Source organism: Shimia isoporae, assembly GCF_004346865.1.
In the GTDB taxonomy this organism is placed as follows: Bacteria; Pseudomonadota; Alphaproteobacteria; order Rhodobacterales; family Rhodobacteraceae; genus Shimia; species Shimia isoporae.
Genome location: NZ_SMGR01000006.1, coordinates 42,928 through 63,144 on the forward strand (window position 1 = coordinate 42,928; position 20,217 = coordinate 63,144).

13 protein-coding genes are annotated in these 20,217 nt (G+C 57.1%); 5 read left to right on the forward strand and 8 right to left on the reverse strand.

The features are described from left to right. The first annotated feature begins 106 nt into the window (after positions 1–106). Positions 107–1,243 (forward strand): efflux RND transporter periplasmic adaptor subunit, encoded by a 1,137-nt coding sequence (locus BXY66_RS19675; RefSeq protein ID WP_132862126.1) that lies wholly within the window; start codon positions 107–109, stop codon positions 1,241–1,243. 3 nt (positions 1,244–1,246) lie between these two features. After that, complete coding sequence (locus BXY66_RS19680) at positions 1,247–4,381, forward strand: efflux RND transporter permease subunit (RefSeq protein WP_132862127.1); 3,135 nt, start codon at positions 1,247–1,249, stop codon at positions 4,379–4,381. Between the two features lie 59 nt (positions 4,382–4,440). Here BXY66_RS19680 and BXY66_RS19685 read toward each other — a convergent pair whose 3' ends face one another. From BXY66_RS19685 to BXY66_RS19695, 3 genes are all read right to left on the reverse strand, one after another. Further along, positions 4,441–5,961 (reverse strand): trimethylamine methyltransferase family protein, encoded by a 1,521-nt coding sequence (locus tag BXY66_RS19685; RefSeq protein ID WP_132862128.1) that lies wholly within the window; start codon positions 5,959–5,961, stop codon positions 4,441–4,443. Then, a complete protein-coding gene (locus tag BXY66_RS19690; RefSeq protein WP_132862129.1) occupies positions 5,958–8,360 on the reverse strand; it encodes a GcvT family protein in 2,403 nt (800 codons plus the stop codon). Before BXY66_RS19690 ends, BXY66_RS19685 begins: the two co-directional genes overlap by 4 nt. 124 nt (positions 8,361–8,484) lie before the next feature. Next, on the reverse strand, positions 8,485–9,414 hold the full coding sequence (locus BXY66_RS19695) for a hydrogen peroxide-inducible genes activator (RefSeq protein WP_132862130.1): 930 nt from the start codon (positions 9,412–9,414) through the stop codon (positions 8,485–8,487). Positions 9,415–9,526: 112 nt separating this feature from the next. Between BXY66_RS19695 and katG the strand changes: the two genes are divergently transcribed. Next, a complete protein-coding gene (katG, locus tag BXY66_RS19700; protein WP_132862131.1) occupies positions 9,527–11,710 on the forward strand; it encodes a catalase/peroxidase HPI in 2,184 nt (727 codons plus the stop codon). Positions 11,711–11,763: 53 nt separating this feature from the next. On the opposite strand, the gene BXY66_RS19705 is transcribed toward katG, so the two are convergent. The 4 genes from BXY66_RS19705 to xylF all read right to left on the reverse strand — a co-directional run bounded on the left by BXY66_RS19705 (position 11,764) and on the right by xylF (position 15,918). Then, the gene (locus BXY66_RS19705; protein WP_132862132.1) at positions 11,764–12,687 is read right to left on the reverse strand and encodes a glucokinase; all 924 of its coding nucleotides are present in this window, start codon (positions 12,685–12,687) and stop codon (positions 11,764–11,766) included. Between the two features lie 28 nt (positions 12,688–12,715). Then, positions 12,716–13,480 (reverse strand): ATP-binding cassette domain-containing protein, encoded by a 765-nt coding sequence (locus tag BXY66_RS19710; protein ID WP_132862133.1) that lies wholly within the window; start codon positions 13,478–13,480, stop codon positions 12,716–12,718. 22 nt (positions 13,481–13,502) lie between these two features. Further along, positions 13,503–14,768, reverse strand: coding sequence for a sugar ABC transporter permease (locus tag BXY66_RS19715; protein ID WP_132862134.1), 1,266 nt, complete (start codon positions 14,766–14,768; stop codon positions 13,503–13,505). Positions 14,769–14,904: 136 nt separating this feature from the next. Next, complete coding sequence (gene xylF / locus BXY66_RS19720; protein ID WP_132862135.1) at positions 14,905–15,918, reverse strand: D-xylose ABC transporter substrate-binding protein; 1,014 nt, start codon at positions 15,916–15,918, stop codon at positions 14,905–14,907. A gap of 214 nt (positions 15,919–16,132) precedes the next feature. On the opposite strand from xylF, the gene BXY66_RS19725 reads away from it, so the two are divergent. Both BXY66_RS19725 and BXY66_RS19730 read left to right on the forward strand, forming a co-directional pair. Then, the gene (locus BXY66_RS19725) at positions 16,133–17,326 is read left to right on the forward strand and encodes an ROK family transcriptional regulator (RefSeq protein WP_132862136.1); all 1,194 of its coding nucleotides are present in this window, start codon (positions 16,133–16,135) and stop codon (positions 17,324–17,326) included. Continuing rightward, positions 17,316–18,860, forward strand: a complete 1,545-nt coding sequence (locus BXY66_RS19730; protein WP_132862137.1) for an FG-GAP repeat domain-containing protein — start codon at positions 17,316–17,318, stop codon at positions 18,858–18,860. Before BXY66_RS19725 ends, BXY66_RS19730 begins: the two co-directional genes overlap by 11 nt. Before the next feature lie 43 nt (positions 18,861–18,903). Here the strand turns inward: BXY66_RS19730 and BXY66_RS19735 are convergent, their stop codons facing one another. Beyond that, positions 18,904–20,208 (reverse strand): cytochrome-c peroxidase, encoded by a 1,305-nt coding sequence (locus BXY66_RS19735; protein ID WP_132862138.1) that lies wholly within the window; start codon positions 20,206–20,208, stop codon positions 18,904–18,906. Positions 20,209–20,217: the final 9 nt, after the last annotated feature.

Below are 20,217 nucleotides of genomic sequence, written 5' to 3' on the forward strand. Positions count from 1 at the left end.
CTTGTTTGCAAGCTATGGCCGTGATTTGATGCCCTTAGCTGCGTGGCTCGTACCGTAGACTACGGAATCGAGCCCGCCTCCTAATTGGTAATCAGGACGGCCTATAATGTTCACAAAAAATAGATTTCGAACGCCTGCTATTGCTTTGATCGCTGCATTGGGCGCGAGTTTGAGTTTTGCGCAAGACGCGCAGGCGCCAAAGGTTACGGTTGCGGCCGCGTACACCGACGAACTGATCAGCGAAGTGACGTTTATTGCTAAGGGCGCTGCGATTGACAAAGTCGATATTCGTGCGCGTGTCAGCGGATTTGTCGAAGAGATTTATGTTGCGGACGGCGATGCCGTTTCTGCTGGGGATCAACTCTACAAGATCGAACCTGAGGTCTATCAGGCTGCTCTGGCTGCCCGGCAGGCTGATCTTGCTCAGGCCGAAGCTAATCTGCAGCTAACCGAAGTGGAACTGGCCCGTAAAACCGAGTTGTTTGAAAGAGATGTAGGCACAGAGGCTGATCGAGATGTCGCCTTTGCTGATAACCAAGTAGCGATTGCCCAAGTCCAAATCGCCAAAGCGGCCATCCAGCAGGCACAGCTGGATTTGAGCTACACCGAGGTCCATGCGCCATTTGACGGCCGCGTGGGTAAGTCGGTTGTCAGTGTTGGAGAGCTTGTGGGGCCTAGCACAGATCCACTGATCAACTTGGTACGTGTCAAACCTATGCACGTGGAGTTTGCGCTGTCAGAAAAACAGTTGATCGACCTGCTGGAACACAAGGAGAATATGGTTGGTGCGCATGATGCAGCGGACGACATCCCGAACGTCATCGCGGTTCTTCCAAATGGTGACGAAGTGGACGAGATTGGCAAAGTCGTTTTCGTTGACAATGTCATCAACCCAGCGACTGGCACGATAACGCTGCGCGCAAAGTTTGAAAACGAGTCCGGTTTGATCGTGGACGGTTCGTTCCTGAACGTGCGCCTCGAAAGCCAAAAACCTTCCGAGTTCCTGATGATCCCGCAGGCCAGCGTGCAGCGTGACCAGCGAGGTGACTTCGTTCTTGTTGTTGGTCAGCAACGAACTGTCGAACAGCGATATGTCGAACTTGGTCGACAAGTTGAGGCTGCAGTAGTTGTCGAGAGCGGCTTGCGTGAAGGTGAAGCTGTGATCGTCGAAGGCTTGCAGCGGGTGCGCCCGGGCGTCGAGGTCGACGCAGTGCTCGCCGGTTCTCCCACAGAGGAGAACTGATCCGTGTTCTCGTCAATTTTTATTGCGCGCCCAAAGACATCATTTGTGATTTCTTTGGTGCTCACGCTGATGGGCATTATTGGCTACATTGCGTTGCCCGTAGAGCAATTCCCGGACATCACGCCACCGGTTGTGAACGTCAGTGCCAACTATACCGGGGCAAACTCGGAGACGGTTGAAAACACCGTGGCGGCGCCGATTGAGGCACAGGTCAACGGTGTTGATGACATGATCTACATGTCCTCTGATAGCACCGACACTGGTGCTTACAATCTGCAAATCACATTCGAAGTGGGTACAGATCCGGATATTGCGTCTGTTAACGTGCAAAACCGCGTGGCGCAGGCCACTGCGAGTTTGCCGACCGAGGTGACGAGCTCGGGGGTTGTGACCCAGAAATCTTCGTCAAACATGCTTCTGATCGTGACCTTGTCTTCTCCCAAGGGCACCTACGACGAAGTATTCCTGTCCAACTACGCCTCAATCAACCTCGCTGACGCACTGGCCCGAGTATCCGGTGTCGGCAAGGCGGAGGTGATGACAAACTTTGAATATTCAATGCGTCTTTGGATGGACCCCGATCGTATGGCGGGTCTCGGTATGACCCCGTCGGACATTATCAATGCGGTACGGGAACAGAACTTGGAGGTTTCCGCTGGTCAGATCGGCACGCCACCCATCGCAAGCGGTCAGCAGTTTCAGTACACGATTAAATCCAAGGGCCGCCTGACGTCGGTCAAGGAATTCGAGAACATTGTTCTGCGCGCCGGCGAGGCAGGTAGCATCGTACGCATCAGCGACGTTGCACGCGTTGAACTTGGTGCCAATTACTACAACGCTTCTGGCCGCGCGAGCGGTCGCCCGGCGACAGTCCTCGCGATATATCAAGCACCGGGTGAAAACGCGCTGGCCGTTGCAGAGGGCGTGAAAACAGAACTCGCGCGACTTGCACGGGCTTTCCCGGATGATGTGGTTTATGAGGTTCCATACGACTCGACCCTGTTTGTGGAGCAGTCGCTCAAGGACGTGATCTCGACATTGATCATGACGTTTGCGCTGGTGATTTCGGTTGTCTTCATCTTCCTTGGAAGCTGGCGGGCTACTATCATTCCTGCGGTCGCAATTCCGGTGTCCCTGATTGGCGCATTTGCGTTCCTGCTTCTGTTCGGAATGTCATTGAACACCGTATCTCTGTTCGCCTTGGTTCTCGCCATCGGGATCGTGGTGGATGACGCCATCGTTGTTGTGGAAAATGTCGAACGGATCATCGCAGAAGAAGGCTTGAACGCTGCAGACGCGACACGCAAAGCAATGGGGCAAATCACCGGTCCGGTGATTGCAACGACGCTTGTTCTATTGGCCGTTTTTGTGCCGGTGACGTTCATGCCCGGCATCTCGGGGCGTCTTTACACGCAGTTCGCGGTTACAATCTCCACCGCTGTTGTGATCTCTTCTGTCAACGCACTTACGTTGTCTCCAGCACTTTGTTCGCTGATCCTAAAACCGCGCAAAGAAGGTGGGCCGACGGGTATTCTGGCAGTGTTCGAACGCGGTATTGATACGTCCCGCGGAGTTTATGTGGGGGTTGTTAAGCGCCTGGTTCGCATCCCGGTCCTTGCGCTGCTGCTGCTGGCAGTGATGGGCGCAAGTTCCGGCACGCTACTCAGCAAAATCCCTGCGGGCTTCATTCCTCTCGAGGACAACGGAGCGCTGTTTGTGGATGTCCAGCTTCCGGATGCCGCATCGCTTGAACGGACCGAGACGGTCACCAAGCGTTTGAATGAGCAGCTTCTGGAAATTCCGGGCGTCGCTGGTTCGGTGAATGTGAACGGTTTCAGTCTGATGAATGGCGCCGGTTCAAACGGTGCCATGATCATTCTCAATCTTGAACCATGGGATGATCGGACGACGGACGAACTAAGCGCGGACGGAATTCTCAAGAAAGTATACGCCCTCGCCAGTCAGGAAATCTCTGCCAGCGTGATTGCGTTCAATCCGCCGCCAATCTCTGGTCTCGGTTTGAGCGCGGGCGTGGAGATGAAAGTTCAGCAAACCGGCGGCGGTTCAGCGCAGGATCTGGCGAGTGCTGTTGGGTCCCTTGTCTACGCTGCCAACCAGCGAGAGGAACTGGCGCAGGCATACTCGACCTTCCGAGCTAACGTGCCGAAAGTCTTCGTTGATCTTGATCGGGAGAAGACCAAATCGCTCAATGTCGCCATTTCGGATGTTTTCATAACGCTTCAGGCTTACATGGGCTCGTTCTACGTGAACGACTTCAACCTGTTCGGGCGCGTTTATCGCGTCATGATACAGGCGGATGGCGCGTACCGGGACAACGTTGAGGACCTCAATTCGCTCTACGTGCGTTCTCAGACCGGCGAGATGGTCCCGATGGGGACGATTATCGATGTAAAGAACGAACTTGGGCCAGTGGCTCTTAACCGTTTCAACATGTTCCGTGCCGCGACTGTGACGGCAGTACCGGTCACGGGGCTTTCGACGGGCGACGCCATTCGCGTCTTGGAGGAAGAAGTTCAGACTGCGTTGCCACCCGGTTATGCCTATGAATGGACTGGCACCGCCTTCCAGCAGCAATCTGCGGGGGGAATGGTCATTGTCATTCTGCTCTTGGCAGTTGTGTTTGGGTATCTCTTCCTAGTGGCTCAATATGAGAGTTGGACGATGCCTATTGGCATTCTGCTCTCGGTAACCGTGGCACTCTTCGGGGCCTTGGCAGCAGTTCTGGTGTCCGGCGGGGATGTGAACCTCTACACCCAGATCGGGATGATCATGCTGATCGGATTGGCCTCCAAGAACGCAATCCTGATTGTCGAATTCGCCATGGAGCGAAGGGCAGCCGGGTTGTCGATAAAAGAGGCTGCGCTTGAAGCTGCCCGCCAGCGTTTCCGAGCTGTAATGATGACTGCGTTGTCGTTCCTGCTCGGCGTGGTTCCGCTGCTAGTCGCCAGCGGAGCAGGCGCGGCAAGCCAGAAGGCGATCGGTGTTGCCGTGTTTGGCGGTATGCTTGCGGCAACCGTTGTCGGAGTTGTTCTTGTCCCGGTTCTTTATGTGATCCTGCAGTCCACCCGCGAGTGGGTTAAAGGGCTTGGCAAGAAAAGCGCTGCTGACACGGCCTAGAATGAGGCGATAGTTTGAAAACAGCTCGCGCCGAATGTGTTTTGGCGCGGGTTCGTTGTTCAGCTTTCCGGGTTGGCGCCACCGGCTTCAGTTCTTAGAGCGATATAATCCTGCAAGGCGCCGACACGCTCCGTGTCTAAGTCTGGGCGCTGGTCTTCTTCTAGTATGCGTTGCCAGATCGCCGTCGCGCGATCATTCGCATTTTGAGACCCGCGCTCTGTCCAAGTACCGAAGTTTGACCAATCACCGACCAGTGGCTCGTAAAAGGCGGTCTGGTAACGTTCCATTGTATGGGTTGCGCCAAAAAAGTGCCCTGAAGGTGCGACTTCTGCCAGTGCATCAAGTGCAATTTCCGCGTCATCCGCAGAGGTTTCCGCGCACATTTCCGCGACCATCTGCAAGACTTCCAAATCTGTGATCATCTTTTCAAAGGATACCGTCAGCCCACCTTCAAGCCAGCCCGCAGAATGAATAACGACTGTGGCACCGGCCATGAGGCATCCCCAAAGCCCGAATTGAGTTTCGTTGGCCGCCTGAGCGTCGTTCACATTCGCAGCCGAGCCCGCCGCACATCGCCATGGCAGATCAACAAGCCTCGCCAACTGCCCAGCAGCCAGAGACGCTTTGAAGTGTTCAGGTGTTCCGAAGGCAGGCGCGCCGGATTTCATATCCACGTTTGATGTAAACGTGCCATAGCATACGGGTGCGCCCGGGTTTGTAAGTTGCGTCAGAGCGATCGAAGCCAAGGCTTCGGCATGGCTGAGCGTCAATGCGCCGGCTACCGTGATGGGCGCCATGGCGCCCATCAGAGTAAAGGGTGTTACGATCGAAACCTGCCCATGTCTCGCAAAGTCGATCAAACCTTGGGCCATCGGGACATCCAGCGTACGAGGGCTATTGGTGTTGATGATCGTGTAACAATGGCTATCGGCGGCAAAGTCTACGTCCGATAGCCCTCTGAAATCACGGATCATCTCGAAGCTCTCCATGACCTGCGGTGTTCCACGAGAAAAGACAAACGGAAGCTTGTTCGCCAAGGTCAGCTGCGCATCCATCATGAAGTAGTGGCGCAAATTCATCGGGATATCCTGTGGCTCGACCACAGGAGGTATCATGTGCAAAACGTCAAACGCCTGCGTAATCTGCACAAATTCACGAAAATCCTGACCTGTCCCAGGGCGTCGTCCCCGCTTAAGGTCTGTGGCATGCGGGGCGCCTGCTCCAGGTTGAAAAAATAGCGCGCCGGGTTCCATATTCAGGTCTTTGGCGCGTGTCCCCGCTTTGCACCTAAAGCTACGGGGAGCCGTCAACAGGCTGGCATCAACGAGGTCCCGGTTAATGTAGACCATCTCTCCAACTACCCGTGCGCCCGCCTTTCGAAATATCTCCCGCGCCTCGGGTAACAGCACCTTGATGCCAAGGTCCCGTAGCACTGTGAGCGATGCATCGTGAATGGCCGCGATACGGTCGTCTGAAAAAACCTTCATCTGCGGAAACGGGTTGCGAAGGTTGTGGTAGTCGACCTTGCGCACAGCATCAGATGCAGCGGTTCTCGGCCTCCGTCGACCTCCGCGCCTCATAACCGCATTGCCTTGCCATCAGGATCGTACGGAGACGGAGGAATAACGCGAGCAGTGCGCTGATCTCCGACAATGTGAACTGTCAGTGCCGTGCCAACCTCTGCGCAAGAAGGATCGACAAGTGCCATGGCTAGCGATTTGCCGACAGTGTGGCCGTAGGCACCGGAAGTCACAAACCCGACGCGTTCGCCATTGCGCCAAATCGGTTCATACCCGCTGGCATCAGCGTCTTTAGCGTCGATCTCTAAGGTGACCTGAACCTGCGGTGGGCCATTCCCGTCGCGCTCGGCTTCGGCCATGCTTTTGCCAACAAAGGGTTTTGTCCAATCGATCCAGCGATCCATGCCAGTCATGCCCGGTGTGTAGCCTTGCGTGAATTCCGCGGACCAAATGCCAAAGCTTTTTTCAATCCTCAAAGACAAAAGCGTGTTGAAACCGACTTCACGAATGTCGCTGTCTTTGCCGGCTTCCACCAAGAGGCGACGGAGCGCGATATGGTCACTTGCATGACAGTTGATTTCGTAGCCCAACTCGCCGGTCACGGAAAGCCGCGCAACTTTGGCGCGGACGAGGCCAACATCCATTTCTGCACATCCCATAAAGGGCAGGGTCGAGACATCAGTGTCCGCAACACGTTGCAAAACCTCTCGAGATTTCGGTCCTGAAAGGGAGAACCCGACCATTTCGTCCCCCAAGTCCCGCACTTTGACGCCGTCCGTCATGTGATCGCGGAACCATCGCATGTGCCATTCGCGCAAATAGTAACTGCCCATTATCCAGAAAGTCTCGTCGCCCCAGTTGAAGACCGTCAAATCGCCCTTGAGCTTGCCATTCTCCCCTAACATTGGGGCTAATCGAGCACGCCCGGGCGCTGGAAGTTTGGAGGCCATAATGTGATCGAGCCAACGGGCAGCGTTTGGGCCGGAAACCTCAAATCGAGAAAATCCTGTTATGTCGAGGAGCCCGACATTTTCACGGACAGCACGGCTCTCCTCCGCCACGATTTCAAACGCATTTGATCTACGCAGAGAGGGGGTTTCTTCAAAGCCTTGGGGTGCAAAGTATAGTGGAACTTCAAGGCCATAACTGACACCCCATTTACATCCGGCCGCTGACATTTCGGAATGCGCTGGCGCCATTTTGAGTGGGCGACCGGCGGGCAGTTGTTCGTTGGGATAAGTCATTACAAACCGGCGTGAATAAAACTGTCCGGTTGTCTCTTTTATGTAGCGTTTGTTCTGGGCGTAATCGCCGTAGCGAGCCACATCCATGCCATAGACGTCCGCTTCCGGTTCGCCGTGTATCATCCATTCGGCCAGAGACTTTCCAACGCCGCCGCCTTGCAGGAATCCGGCCATAACCGCACAGGCGGTCCAGTAGTTGCGCTTGCCTCTTACTGGCCCAACCAAAGGGTTTCCATCGGGAGAAAAAGTAAAGGCGCCATTGACCCATGTCTTTATGCCTACGTCATTCAGGCAGGGGTACCGCTGAAAGCCCAGCATCAGTTCATTTTCGATCCGGCCGAGATCTTCTTGTTGCAGCTCAAACCCATAGTCCCATGGGGCTCCGTCCATCATCCAGTGATCGTGGTCGATTTCATAAATGCCCACCAACATGCCGTTCTGGTCTTGCCGCATATAGGTGAAGCCCTCCAAATCAACGGTCATCGGCAGCTCGCGATCCAGCTCCGCCACTTCGGGGATGGAGTCGGTGATCAGGTAGTGGTGATTGAGCGGTGACACCGGCAGTTCAATTCCCGCCATGCGGCCGACCTGCTTGGCCCAAAGGCCCGCTGCATTGACCACGTGCTCGCAGGTGATCGTGCCTTTCTCGGTGACAACCTCCCACCCATCAGGCTTTTCAACGAGTTCGATTACTCTATTGTGTTCAATGACTTGCGCGCCAAGTTTCTTGGCGGCGCCTGCGTAAGCGTGAACGGTTCCTGTGGTGTCAATGTATCCTTCGCGATCTGCCCAAAGGCCGCCTAGGATTCCATCTCCGGACATAACAGGGTTTAGAGCTACTGCTTCCTCCGGGGTGACGAGGCGACAGTCGTCAATGCCAATGGTTTGGAAAACCCGATAGGCCGACTGAAGCCATTCCCAGCGCTCCGGCGTGCCCGCCAGCGTCAGGCCCCCGGTCATGTGCATACCGACAGATTGCCCGCTCTCCTCCTCGATTTCCTCAAGTAGGTCAATGGTATAGGCTTGAAGTGCTGCAATATTAGGATCGGCGTTCAGCGCGTGAAAACCGCCGGCCGCGTGCCAGCTAGAACCAGCCGTCAAAACGGATCTTTCAACCAGGCAGACATCTGTCCAGCCGAATTTGGCGAGGTGATAAAGCACGGAAGCGCCAACAACGCCTCCGCCAATCACGACAACACGGTAGTGGGACTTCATGGCGATCCTCCCCATTGCCATTGGTGATTTCCTGACGTTAGGGAGGCCGTTTGCAACGCGTCAATGGCGGCGTTTTGGGAGTGTCGGTTTCACGTCGGTAAAACGTCGGTTTTCGGTCGGTGGCCTATTTTTCCGTGGTTCGGACGGCTTTGTAGCCTGCAGAAAGCGACTCGCCGGACAAACGGACGACATCCGCCAGAGATGTCAGTTGACCGGAGAGCGGGCTGGTCTTTCGCCAAATCATGCCAATTGTACGAGCTGGTTGTGCACCGGAAAAACGCGCGACGTTGACATTGGCCGAAGGCGTGTCGACCGGCACGGCCATTTCCGGAATTACGGTGACACCAAGTCCCGCTCCTACCATTTGCACCAGCGTGGACAAGGATGACCCATCCAGACCTTCGTGCGGGCGTGCCGTGGGCAGGGAACAGAAAGACAGCGCCTGATCTCGGAAGCAGTGTCCTTCTTCAAGTAGCAGGAGCCGCTCCCGCTCCAGGGCTTCTGGTGCAGGTACGGGCGAGCGGGCCTCGGAATGAGGGCGCACCAGTACGAATTCCTCGGACCACAACGGAACTTCAGCGAAGGCGGGTTCCGAAACCGGCAGTGCAACGATGGCCGTGTCGATCTTACCCGCATGTAGTTCTGAAATCAGGTTCGCGGTCATTGTCTCACGGACCATCAGCGACATTTCCGGGAAGGTTGATTTTACGTCGCGCAAGAGAGACGGCAGCAGGTAGGGCGCGATTGTGGGAATGACACCAAGGCGCAGGCGACCGGCGAGACCGCTTTGCGCCGCGCGCGCCATGTCGCCGAGTTCATCCACGCTGCGCAGAATTTCGCGGACCCGCCCGAGCACGTCTTCACCGAACGCCGTCAGCCGAACCCGGCGCGTTGTGCGTTCAAGCAGCGGCGCACCAAAGCTTTCCTCGAGGTCTTTGATCTGAACCGAAAGAGCAGGCTGCGAGATGGCACAGGCGTCTGCCGCATGACCAAAATGCCCATGGGTTGCAACTGCGTCGAAATAGCGGAGCTGTCGGAGTGTAAGGTTATTCATAGCCTTGAGTTATCAATGTGATCGGAAAATGCAACTTCGATCAATGAAATACGCTTGTTAGAATAATTCCAGAGAATCGCGTGACATCACTATTTGATTTTAGGAGGACCCTATGGACGGAGACATGAAAGCGAGCGGCTGCCCGGTAATGCACGGTGCGGTGAGCAACGAAGCACGCGGGAACCGCGACTGGTGGCCCAACCAGCTGAACCTTCGCATCCTGCACCAAAACTCCGCGAAGTCTGACCCGATGGGCGAAGGCTTTGACTATGCCGAAGAGTTCGGAAAGCTGGACTATAAGGCCCTGAAAGAAGATCTGTATGCGTTGATGACAGATAGCCAGGATTGGTGGCCGGCAGACTATGGTCACTACGGTGGCCTTTTCATTCGCATGGCGTGGCACTCGGCGGGCACCTACCGCACAGCAGATGGTCGCGGAGGCGGCGGCACTGGTCAGCAACGCTTTGCCCCTCTGAACTCATGGCCAGACAACGGCAACCTCGACAAGGCGCGTCGCCTCTTGTGGCCGATCAAGCAGAAATACGGCAATCAGATCAGCTGGGCGGATTTGTTTATTCTCGCGGGTAACGCTGCCATCGAAAGCATGGGCGGCAAGACATTTGGCTTTGCCGGTGGCCGAGCCGACACCTGGGAGCCGGAAGAAGACGTGTACTGGGGCGCTGAAACTGAGTGGCTCGAAGAGTCAGGCGGTGAGAATTCGCGCTACTCCGGCGACCGTGATCTGGAGAACCCTTTGGCAGCGGTGCAGATGGGTCTAATTTACGTGAACCCGGAAGGTCCGGATGGGCAACCCGACATTCTTGCCTCTGGCCGTGACATTCGTGAAACCTTTGGCCGCATGGCAATGAACGACGAGGAAACGGTCGCTCTGGTGGCTGGTGGGCATACTTTTGGCAAAGCCCATGGTGCTGGTGATCCGGCTCTTGTTGGCCCTGAGCCGGAAGCTGCTCCAATTGAAGCCATGGGCTTTGGTTGGATCAACGGGCATGGCTCTGGAAAAGGCGGTGACACCACGACATCGGGAATCGAGGGCGCTTGGACAGCAAACCCGACGCAGTGGGACAATGGCTACTTTGACCTGTTGTTCGGGTACGATTGGAACCTGACAAAATCGCCTGCCGGTGCGTGGATTTGGGAACCGGTCGGAGTGACCGAAGAGGACATGGCCCCGGCAGCCCACGATGCGAGCCAAAAGGTCAAAACCATGATGACCACCGCCGACATGGCGATGCGTATGGATCCGATCTATGGCCCAATTTCAAAGCGCTTCCATGAAAACCCCGAAGAGTTCCAGGATGCCTTTGCGCGCGCTTGGTTCAAACTGACCCACCGTGATATGGGCCCGCGTGCACGCTATCTTGGCGAAGAAGTCCCCAGCGAGGAGTTGATCTGGCAGGATGTTGTTCCAGCGTCTGAAACAGATCTGTCCGAAGATGATGTTGCAGAGTTGAAGGCAGCCGTGATGGCCACGGGTCTGTCGGTGAGCGATCTGGTAAAAACGGCTTGGGCAAGCGCGTCTTCCTTCCGCGGAAGTGATATGCGTGGCGGTGCCAATGGGGCCCGGGTGCGTCTGGCTCCGCAGAAAGACTGGGCAGCAAACGAGCCGCTCGAATTGGCGCGTGTATTGGACACGCTGGAAGGCGTGAAGGCATCGTTTGGCAAACCAGTCAGCATGGCCGACCTGATCGTCGTTGCGGGGGCCGCAGGGGTCGAAAAGGCCGCGCTGGACGCAGGACACGACGTTTCCGTTCCTGTCACATTGGGTCGCGGCGACGCAACGCAAGAGCAGACGGATGCCGAAAGCTTTGCGGTGATGGAGCCGGCGGCGGATGGTTTCCGCAACTACCAAAAGGCACAATACACCGTGTCGCCAGAGGAGTTGCTGGTGGACAAGGCGCAGCTTCTGACCCTGACCGCGCCGGAAATGACGGCTCTGGTTGGTGGCCTGCGCGTGCTGGGCGCGAACCATGGCGGATCGGCCCACGGTGTGTTCACCAACCGCGTTGGACAATTGACCAACGACTTCTTCGTCAACGTTCTGGACATGGGTACGTCATGGACAGACGCCGGAGACGGGTCGTTTGAAGGCAAGGACAGCGCGTCCGGGGCCACGAAGTGGACCGCGACCCGTTGCGATCTTATCTTTGGTTCGAACTCGCAACTGCGGGCGCTGTCAGAAGTCTATGGACAGTCCGATGGCGAGGCCAAGCTGGTGAACGATTTTGTTGCCGCATGGTGCAAAGTCATGGACGCGGATCGCTTTGATCTGAAGTGATCTTGGTGATCAGAGACATCAGAAGGCGCGGCTTTGGTCGCGCCTTTCTTTGTTCAACTGGTTTGAACCAGATACTGTCGGCAGCCTTCCAGCGCTGCTGCGTCGTCGGTAATGATGCCGAGCGGGAAGCTGGCGGCGTCCACGATACCGGGGCCGTCGGCGGTCAGGCTGGAAATAAACTCCTGCAAGGCATCGGAAGACAGAACGCCGCGCGATGCGCTACCGGCAAAGGCGATGCCATCGCGCGGCATATATTGGTGCATCATGGCGCGGGTAAGTTGGCCGAGCGCGCGTGCGAACAGGCGTACGGTGCGTTGTGCGTCTGTATCCTGTGCCTCAAAGGCGGCCATGATGTCGGCGCCGCCCAGCTCTTTGCCGCTGATCACTGTGTGCAGGTGTTCGAGCCCAGGCCCGCAGAAAATGTCCTCGAAGGTCTGGAATTCGGTGGCGGCCTCACCAAGATCATCGCGCATGATTGCAGCTACTGAGTAGGGCAGTTCGGCATGGCCGAGTTCGGCCTCCATCGCGACAGTCGCCCCCGCGAGGCTGCGCTTGGTCGGGCTGACGTTGAAGCCGGTACCCATGCCAACAACCAGCGCCTGACCGTTCTTCGGACCGTCTTTTGCGCCGAAAAAATATTCCGGAGTGTTGCGTGAGAGCGCAAAACCGAGGGCTGTAAGGTCGTTGATGATGGCGGCGCGCGCCGCGCCGCATTGGGCGCCGAACGAGCCTGCTTTCAGTGACCAGTCACGGTTGGTGAGCCGCCCCATTGTGCCTTGCACTGGGCCGGCGATCGCCACGCAAATGCCGTCCACATCGGCGGCGTCGTGTTTGGAGAGGTAGTCTGCCAGCACATCGTCGAAGCTGGCATAATTATCGTTGCGGGCGCGCATCAGAGTATCTGCATTGACGCCGTCTCCGTCAGCCAAAGCCAGACGAGTGTTTGTTCCACCGATGTCGCTGACCAGAAATGCCATGCGCCCGCAACCTTTTCTTTAAGTAGTCTTAGCCCTGAACGTTCACGCCTTCGGGGCGTTTGCCCAGAATGATCATGCCCAGCAGGTCGTCGTCGGTCACGTCTTTCACATCAACGGTACCCACCAGTTTTCCGTTCTTCATGACGCTGGCTCGATCGCAAAGTTCCATAACATCGTGAATGTCGTGGCTGATGAGGAAGATGCCGATGCCCTGTGCCTTTAGCTGTTGGATCAGCTCGGAAACCATTTGGGTTTCGTGGGGGCCAAGAGCTGCGGTCGGTTCGTCCATGATCAGGATTTTTGCGTCGAAGTACACCGCGCGGGCAATTGCCACGGATTGACGCTGACCGCCCGACAGGGCGGAGACAGGCTCGTTGAACTTTTTGAAGTTCGGGTTGAGCTTGCCCATGATCTTGCGACATTCGGCCTCCATTGCGTCGTCATCGACAAAGCCCAGAGGCGTGACGAGTTCCCGACCAAGGAACAGGTTGGAGGCGGCATCGAGGTTATCGGCCAGCGCAAGAGTCTGGTAGATGGTCTCGATGTTGTAACGCCGCGCGTCGCGCGGATTGTGGATTTCCGCTTTTTCACCGTTGATATAGATTTCACCGCCATCGGCCTGATAGGCGCCAGACAGAATTTTGATCAGCGTGGATTTGCCAGCGCCGTTGTGGCCGAGCAGGCCGACAACTTCACCCGGTTTCAGGTCAACAGACACGTGGTCTACTGCGTGGATACCGCCGAACGAGATGTGGATGTCGCGCATTTCTACGAGAGGGGTTTGAGTGTCCATAATGGTTCTCCCTTTTCTGCGGTTATGCGCCGGTGCGGCGACGGTAGACGATGTCGACCCAGACCGCGAAGACAAGCACTACACCTACGACGATGTTCTGAAGCGGCGCGTCCACGCCCACCGAAGCCATGCCCGATTGCAGAGATTGCATGATGAGTGCGCCGATAACTGCGCCGTAGATGGTGCCGGCACCACCGGCCAGAGCGGTCCCGCCAATAACGGCTGCTGCGATGACGCGCAGTTCGTCCAGTGTTCCAAGGCCAACGTCAACGGCGTTCAGTCTGGCTGATGCGATCACCGCGGCGATGCCGGTCAGCGCGCCCATCAGGGCAAAGATTTTCACCGTCAGGAAGCGGGTGTTGATGCCGGAGAGTTCGGCTGCTTCTGGGTTGCCGCCTGTTGCATAGATGTAGCGGCCAAACCGGGTTCGGGTTGCGACAATGGTCATGCCGATGGCAACGATCAGTAGGATCACGACAGGAATGGCTACGCCATGGTTCCAGACCATGCCGTCTGTGTATTCGATGCCCTGTGCCTTTGTGATGCGCTTCATTGCACCTTTCGGGATCGGATAGCTGTTCATGATCCAGACAAAAAGCATGATACCACCAGCAGCGATGGCTATCAGGATGCCTTCGGCCCAGGCGGGTTTCACGGTAAAGCCATGGTTCGCCTTGTTACGGCGGCTCAGGATAATCATCACGACTGCCGCGATTGCTGCGACAATACCGAAAACCCAGCTGAGTGTTTCGCCGAGGGTGCCTTCGGCGCCACCACCCAGAAGGCGGAAAGTTGTATCCAGAGGAGCTTGCGTCTGGCCCTTGGTGACCCACCACATCGCGCCGCGATAGACCAGCAACCCACCGAGAGTGACGATGAAGGCCGGAACGGCGAGGTAACCGATGACCCAGCCCTGAAACGCACCCAGTGCAGCGCCCATCAGAATGGCTGCGAACACTGCAATGATCCAGATGGACCAATGGCCGAGGCCGAGGAGATCCGGCAGAACCTGCACCTGAAGGGCAGCGACGGTCATGCCGATGAAGCCAAGCATGGAGCCGACCGAGAGGTCGATGTGGCGTGTTACGATGACAAAGACCATCCCGGTGGCCATAACGGCGACGGAAGCGGTTTGTACTGAGACGTTGAAAAAGTTTCGGGGTGTCAGGAAGCGGCCTTCGGTGACGATGCCGAAGACGATCCAAATCACCACAAGCGCGCCGATCATGCCAAGCAGGCGAGGATCCAAGCCCAGCTTGTTGATCAGGGATTTAGCTTGGTTTTGCATTTTGCGTTACCTCTTCGGTCGCGGCGATATGAGTGCACAGAGATACTGTGCGATTTGAGCCGCAACAGCAAAGTTTATTGCTTTTTGGGGGGGAGTGGTGGTGTGCCCCTCTGACGGGTCAGAGGGGCAGGCAGTTTTATTTGCAGGCTGCGTTGTCGGAGCCAGCGCAGAGTGCGTCTTTCTCGATCCAGCCGGCGTCCAGAACAACGTTCAGGTTATCCGCGGTCACAGGAACCGGTGCCAGGAACATGGAGTTCATGGTGGTGCCGCCCGGGGAAGTCCACTCGGCTGCGCCTTCAACGGCCATGTCTTTCGCCAGAGATACCGCGATCTCGCCAGCTGCCGCGCCCAATGCGCGTGCGTCTTTCCAAACTGATACGGTCTGGGTGCCGATGGCAACGCGGTTCAGAGCAGCGTGGTCGCCGTCCTGACCAGATACCGGAATGCCTTCCATGCCTTGAGCGGTCAGGGCAGCAACAACACCACCTGCGGTGCCGTCGTTGGAGGCGACCACAGCGTCAACGTTGTTGTCGTTGGCGGTCAGGATCTGTTCCATGTTGCGCTGTGCGTTCGCAGGAACCCAGCCATCGGTGTAGGCTTCACCAACGATGGTGATGTCACCCGAGTCAATTGCTGCCTGCAGCACTTCTTGCTGGCCACCACGCAGGAAGTCTGCGTTCGGGTCAGTCGGCGAGCCTTTGATCATGACGTAGTTGCCTTTGGGCATAGCGGCCAGAACAGCGCGCGCCTGCATGCGGCCAACTTCGACGTTGTCAAAAGTCAGATAGAAGGCACGTGCGTCTTCGATCAGGCGGTCATATGCGATGACAGGAATGTCTTCGTCTGCTGCGGCTTGAACCGCCGGACCAACTGCGGAGGCGTCCTGTGCCAGAATGATCAGAGCATCTGCGCCTTGAGCGATCAGGCTTTCGATGTCGGACAGCTGCTTGGCCGAGGAGCTTTGTGCGTCAGCAGAGATATATTTGGCGCCTGCGGCGTCCAGCGCGCCTTTGATGGCGGCTTCGTCTGTTTTCCAGCGTTCTTCCTGGAAGTTGGACCAGCTTACGCCAATCACAAGGTCGTCGGCCAGCGCGGCGGTGCTCATAAGTGCGCCGGCGATGATCGCCGTCGCGGATGCGAATAGTTTCATGGTTTCCTCCCAATATTCGATCCAGTTCCCGACAGACGCTCACACCGTGAATCACTCTGCGGGCTGGTGAACCCATGTTAGCGGATTAAATTTGTAAATCAAATTAAATAAGCTAGTCTTGAAAAAATCAGTAATTTGGCGACACCTCGTCGGACCGAGGCCGTCAAGCGCACGCAGAGTTTTGGCGACCGCGGCAAGGAAGGAAGTGGTCTATATGTCGGTGAATCAAAGAGAAATCGGGCGCAGGACGTTGTTTGCGGAAATTCGACGGCATGGGCGGATTCCCCGGATCAGCTTGTCGGAACACACCGGAATCAGCCGCGCAACGGTCACCACGATCACGGCGGAGTTGCTGCGCGAGGGCCTGATTGAGGAGGTGACAAGCGAATCTGGTGACAAAGATGCGCGTAGAGGACGGCCAAAGGTCGACCTTAAAGTTCGTGGCGACGCGCGGCTGATTGCAGGCGCCAAGATTTCCAACCGGTCCGTTTCACTGGTGCTTCTGGATTTTGAAGGGCGGCAGTTGGCCGACCACGAAGTTGAACTGGAGCAGACCGCAAATGAAGCATCGGACCTTGCATCAATTCTGGCTGGGCATGTCGGCGATCTGGCTGCCAAAGTGGGGCGCGGTCTTGTCGATGTGTCGGGCTTTGGCCTTGGCATCGCGGGGATCGTGGATGCGCCACGTGGGTTTGTGCACTGGTCGCCCTCTTTGACCTCCCGAAACGTGGAGTTCGGGCAAATCCTCACGGATACGCTGTCCATACCGGTCTTTCTGGACAACGACGCGAACCTTGTGGCGATGGCTGAAAAGAGTTTCGGTCTCGGACAGGGGCATTCGGATTTCATTGTGGTGACGATTGAAAGCGGTGTCGGTATGGGCGTCGTGATCGGTGACGAAATTTATCGCGGCACGCGCGGTTGCGGTGCGGAGTTCGGTCACACCAAAGTACAACTGGAGGGCGCTCTTTGCCGCTGTGGCCAGCGCGGATGCCTTGAGGCCTACGTTGCCGACTACGCCTTGTTGCGCGAAGCTATGAGTGCAAGTGGCGGTCAGGACAGCCGGCAGGTGGATGAACTCCTTGAAGCGGCGAAGCACGGCGATGCCGTGGCAGGTTCAATCGTGGAACGGGCCGGCCGGATGTTCGCCATGGGGCTTGCCAATCTCGTAAACATTTTTGATCCGGAACTGATCATCCTCGCGGGTGAGCAGATGCAGGCCAGCCATCTCTACGCCGAAGAAGTCATAGAGGTCATGCGCAAGCTCATCGTTCAGGTCGACAAGGCGCCGCCTGAAGTGGTGGTGCACAAGTGGGGCAACCAGATGTGGGCGCGCGGTGCCGCGGCCTATGCGCTGGATAACGTCTCCGAACTCGCTTTGCAGGAAATGAAGGAACATGTGGCTTAAGTCTTGGGTGGCGCTTTGCGTCGGTGTGTCGGCAACCAATGTCGGCGCGGAAGTGCGCTTTGCGCCAGTCGCTGTCGATGATCACGTTTATGACGGCGGATGGGAGCACTTTGTCGGCGGTGGCGTCGCGGTGTCAGACTGCGATGGTGACGGATTGGTGGATCTTGTGGCGGCTGGCGGCGAAAACCCAGCCGTTTTGATGCGCAATCGTTCCGAAGTCGGCGGCGACATCCGGTTCGACGTTGCCACACCTGATGTTTTGGCGATGACCGGAGTGACTGGCGTCTATGCGCTCGATATCGATGGCGACGGCTGGCGCGACCTCGTTGTCCTGCGGGTTGGAGAAAACAAATTGCTCAAAGGCGGGCCGGAATGTTCGTTCCGACCGATGGAAATTGACGGGTTCGATGGTGGCGACGGATGGACAACCGCGTTTTCGGCCACCTGGGAAGCCGGGAACAGCCTGCCGACCATGGCATTTGGCAACTATGTCGACAGGAACAATCCCGACGGGCCGTTTGAGGCCTGCGACTCCAACACTTTGTTTCGTCCGAATGGCGACGGCTATGTCAAGACTGTCCTCGAACCGGGATTCTGTCCGCTGTCGATCCTGTTTTCCGATTGGGGGCGACAAGGGCGGGCTGACCTGCGGATGAGCAACGATCGGCACTATTATGTCAAAGGTGGCGCCGAACAGATGTGGGCGATGGAAGAAACACCACGCCTGTTTGAAGAGGCCGATGGATGGGCGACGCACATGCTTTGGGGCATGGGGATCGCGAGCCGTGATCTGGATTTTGACGGCCTGAGCGAGGTGTTCCTCAGCTCGATGGGAGATCAGCGGCTGATGCGTTTGAGCGGGGGCCAAGGACCGGCATTCGAGGATGTTCCTTACGAAAAAGGCACCTCGGCGCATAGGCCTTATACCGGAGGGGACGGGCGGCCATCTACGGGTTGGCACATTGCGTTCGGCGATGTGAATAACGACGGGTTGGATGACGTGTTCATCGCGAAAGGCAATGTCGAACAAATGCCCGATGCGGCAATGGACGATCCGAACAATTTGTTGGTTCAAAAGTCAGACGGCACGTTTGAAGAGCGCGGCAGCGACGCGGGCATCGATACGCTGCACCGGTCGCGGGGCGCGGCGTTGGCGGATTTGAATAATGATGGCCTGCTCGATCTGGTGGTGGTCAATCGCCGCGCGCCCATGGAAATTTATCGCAATGTCAGTAATGCAACCGGTAACTGGGTCGGTGTGACTCTGCTCGGCGAGGACGGCAACGGTGATGCGGTCGGGGCGTTTATTGAGGTTAAAGCCGGCGAGCGGACATATGTGCGTGAGGTCGTTGTTGGCGGTGGCCACGCAGGGGGCGTCGCGGCGCCCGAACATTTCGGTCTGGGTTCGTTTGATGCAGTTCAAGCACGTGTCATTTGGCCGGGAGGCGCAGCGAGTGACTGGATTGAACTGGACGCTGGTGCGGTCTGGATGCTGTGGGCAGATGGCGACGGGCTGGCTGTCGTAGAGTACTAATTTAGCCAACATCGCTTAGGTCGTGGGCTTTGGACTCGGAAGATTATCTATCGACCGACAGGCCGGAGGGTACGTTTTCGGGAACGCCAAGACGACCTTTTAGACTGTCGTAATCTGTTAGGGCGCCCAAAAAAGCGAGCAACTCGTCTACTTCCTGATCCGTAAGGCTGATTGGCTGCAACTCGTTTGCTGCCGCAACCGCTGCAACTTCGGCGGCCTTCTCCATGAGTGCTGTGTCGTTGGCAAAGGTGCCATCGCTAAGGACAGCAATCTCGATGGAATAGGCCGCAAGCGCTGCTTCGGGATCCAGGTGATGGCGCACCGCGTCTTCCAACGAAGCATAGGCACCCGCATGCCCGTAGGGCGCGGTCTCCGTCACATTGCGTAAGGACGGCGTGCGAAAGGCATAAAAATCACCGGCTTCTCCGGTCACACGCCCACGGCCAACATCGCGGTTATGGCGTTCAAACCGCGCTGCCTTGCCGGGTCCTATCTGAGGCATGGCAATGGCGTGAAAATCGTGGTCGGTTTGAAAAAGGCCACTGTGGCAAGTGCTGCATTGAGCTTTTCCGTAGAAAAGGTCCATGCCTGCGGTGGCCTTGCCGTCTAGGGGTGTGCCGTCGCGAAGAAAGGCGTCAAACGGGCTTTGATCGGCGCGCCATTCAAAGGTGATAAAGGCGGCCATGGCATTGGCGATATGTGTGAAATGAATCGGGGTTTCCGCGCCGATCACCTCGTCAAATGCAGCGCGATAGGCGGGGATTGCCTCCACCCGTTTCGCCAGTATGTCCCATGCACCGCCGTCGCCGGTCAGACGTCCGAGGCGCACAGCTTGGGCCACATCATTTTCCGAGTAATGGCCGGCCATTTCGTCGCCGGATAGAACCGGGAACATGGCCTGCGCAGCCAGCGCATTTGTAAATCCCATTTCCATTTCGGTGCCCAATGGGGTCCGTATCCCCGATGGACGGGACGGATCGTCTTCCAAACGGCCATCATGAAAAAACACGGTGAACTCTGTTGCGCCTAGGTTCCAAAGCGCGGGCGCGTTGCGCGGGATGCGTTGTTCCGGCGGGTTTTGTGGATCAATGACGCGGTTGGTCCCGAGACCGGTTGCCCCGTCGCCCAGTCCGAGAGACAGCCCATCAGAAGTGCCAAGATCAGGGTGGTGACATGTGGCGCAGCTTACCGAGCGGTTGCCTGACAAGATCGGGTCATAGAACAGTTGCCAACCCAGTCGAACCTCCGCCTCGTCCTGCGCCGGGAAAACCGCGTTTGGTTTTGGCACTTCTGTCGCGCCGGCTGCGAGGGGCAGGGTCAATAGGGCTGAGGCAAGCAAATGGCGCATGGCTGTCCT

Excerpts from the sequence above, each read along its gene's own strand:
- BXY66_RS19695 (WP_132862130.1), bottom strand. The coding sequence starts at position 9,414 with ATGAATAACCTTACACTCCGACAGCTCCGCTATTTCGACGCAGTTGCA.
- BXY66_RS19675 (WP_132862126.1), top strand. The coding sequence starts at position 107 with ATGTTCACAAAAAATAGATTTCGAACGCCTGCTATTGCTTTGATCGCT.
- BXY66_RS19725 (WP_132862136.1), top strand. The coding sequence starts at position 16,133 with ATGTCGGTGAATCAAAGAGAAATCGGGCGCAGGACGTTGTTTGCGGAA.
- BXY66_RS19710 (WP_132862133.1), bottom strand. The coding sequence starts at position 13,480 with ATGGACACTCAAACCCCTCTCGTAGAAATGCGCGACATCCACATCTCG.
- BXY66_RS19690 (WP_132862129.1), bottom strand. The coding sequence starts at position 8,360 with ATGAAGTCCCACTACCGTGTTGTCGTGATTGGCGGAGGCGTTGTTGGC.
- katG (WP_132862131.1), top strand. The coding sequence starts at position 9,527 with ATGGACGGAGACATGAAAGCGAGCGGCTGCCCGGTAATGCACGGTGCG.
- BXY66_RS19735 (WP_132862138.1), bottom strand. The coding sequence starts at position 20,208 with ATGCGCCATTTGCTTGCCTCAGCCCTATTGACCCTGCCCCTCGCAGCC.
- BXY66_RS19730 (WP_132862137.1), top strand. The coding sequence starts at position 17,316 with ATGTGGCTTAAGTCTTGGGTGGCGCTTTGCGTCGGTGTGTCGGCAACC.
- xylF (WP_132862135.1), bottom strand. The coding sequence starts at position 15,918 with ATGAAACTATTCGCATCCGCGACGGCGATCATCGCCGGCGCACTTATG.
- BXY66_RS19705 (WP_132862132.1), bottom strand. The coding sequence starts at position 12,687 with ATGGCATTTCTGGTCAGCGACATCGGTGGAACAAACACTCGTCTGGCT.
- BXY66_RS19715 (WP_132862134.1), bottom strand. The coding sequence starts at position 14,768 with ATGCAAAACCAAGCTAAATCCCTGATCAACAAGCTGGGCTTGGATCCT.
- BXY66_RS19685 (WP_132862128.1), bottom strand. The coding sequence starts at position 5,961 with ATGAGGCGCGGAGGTCGACGGAGGCCGAGAACCGCTGCATCTGATGCT.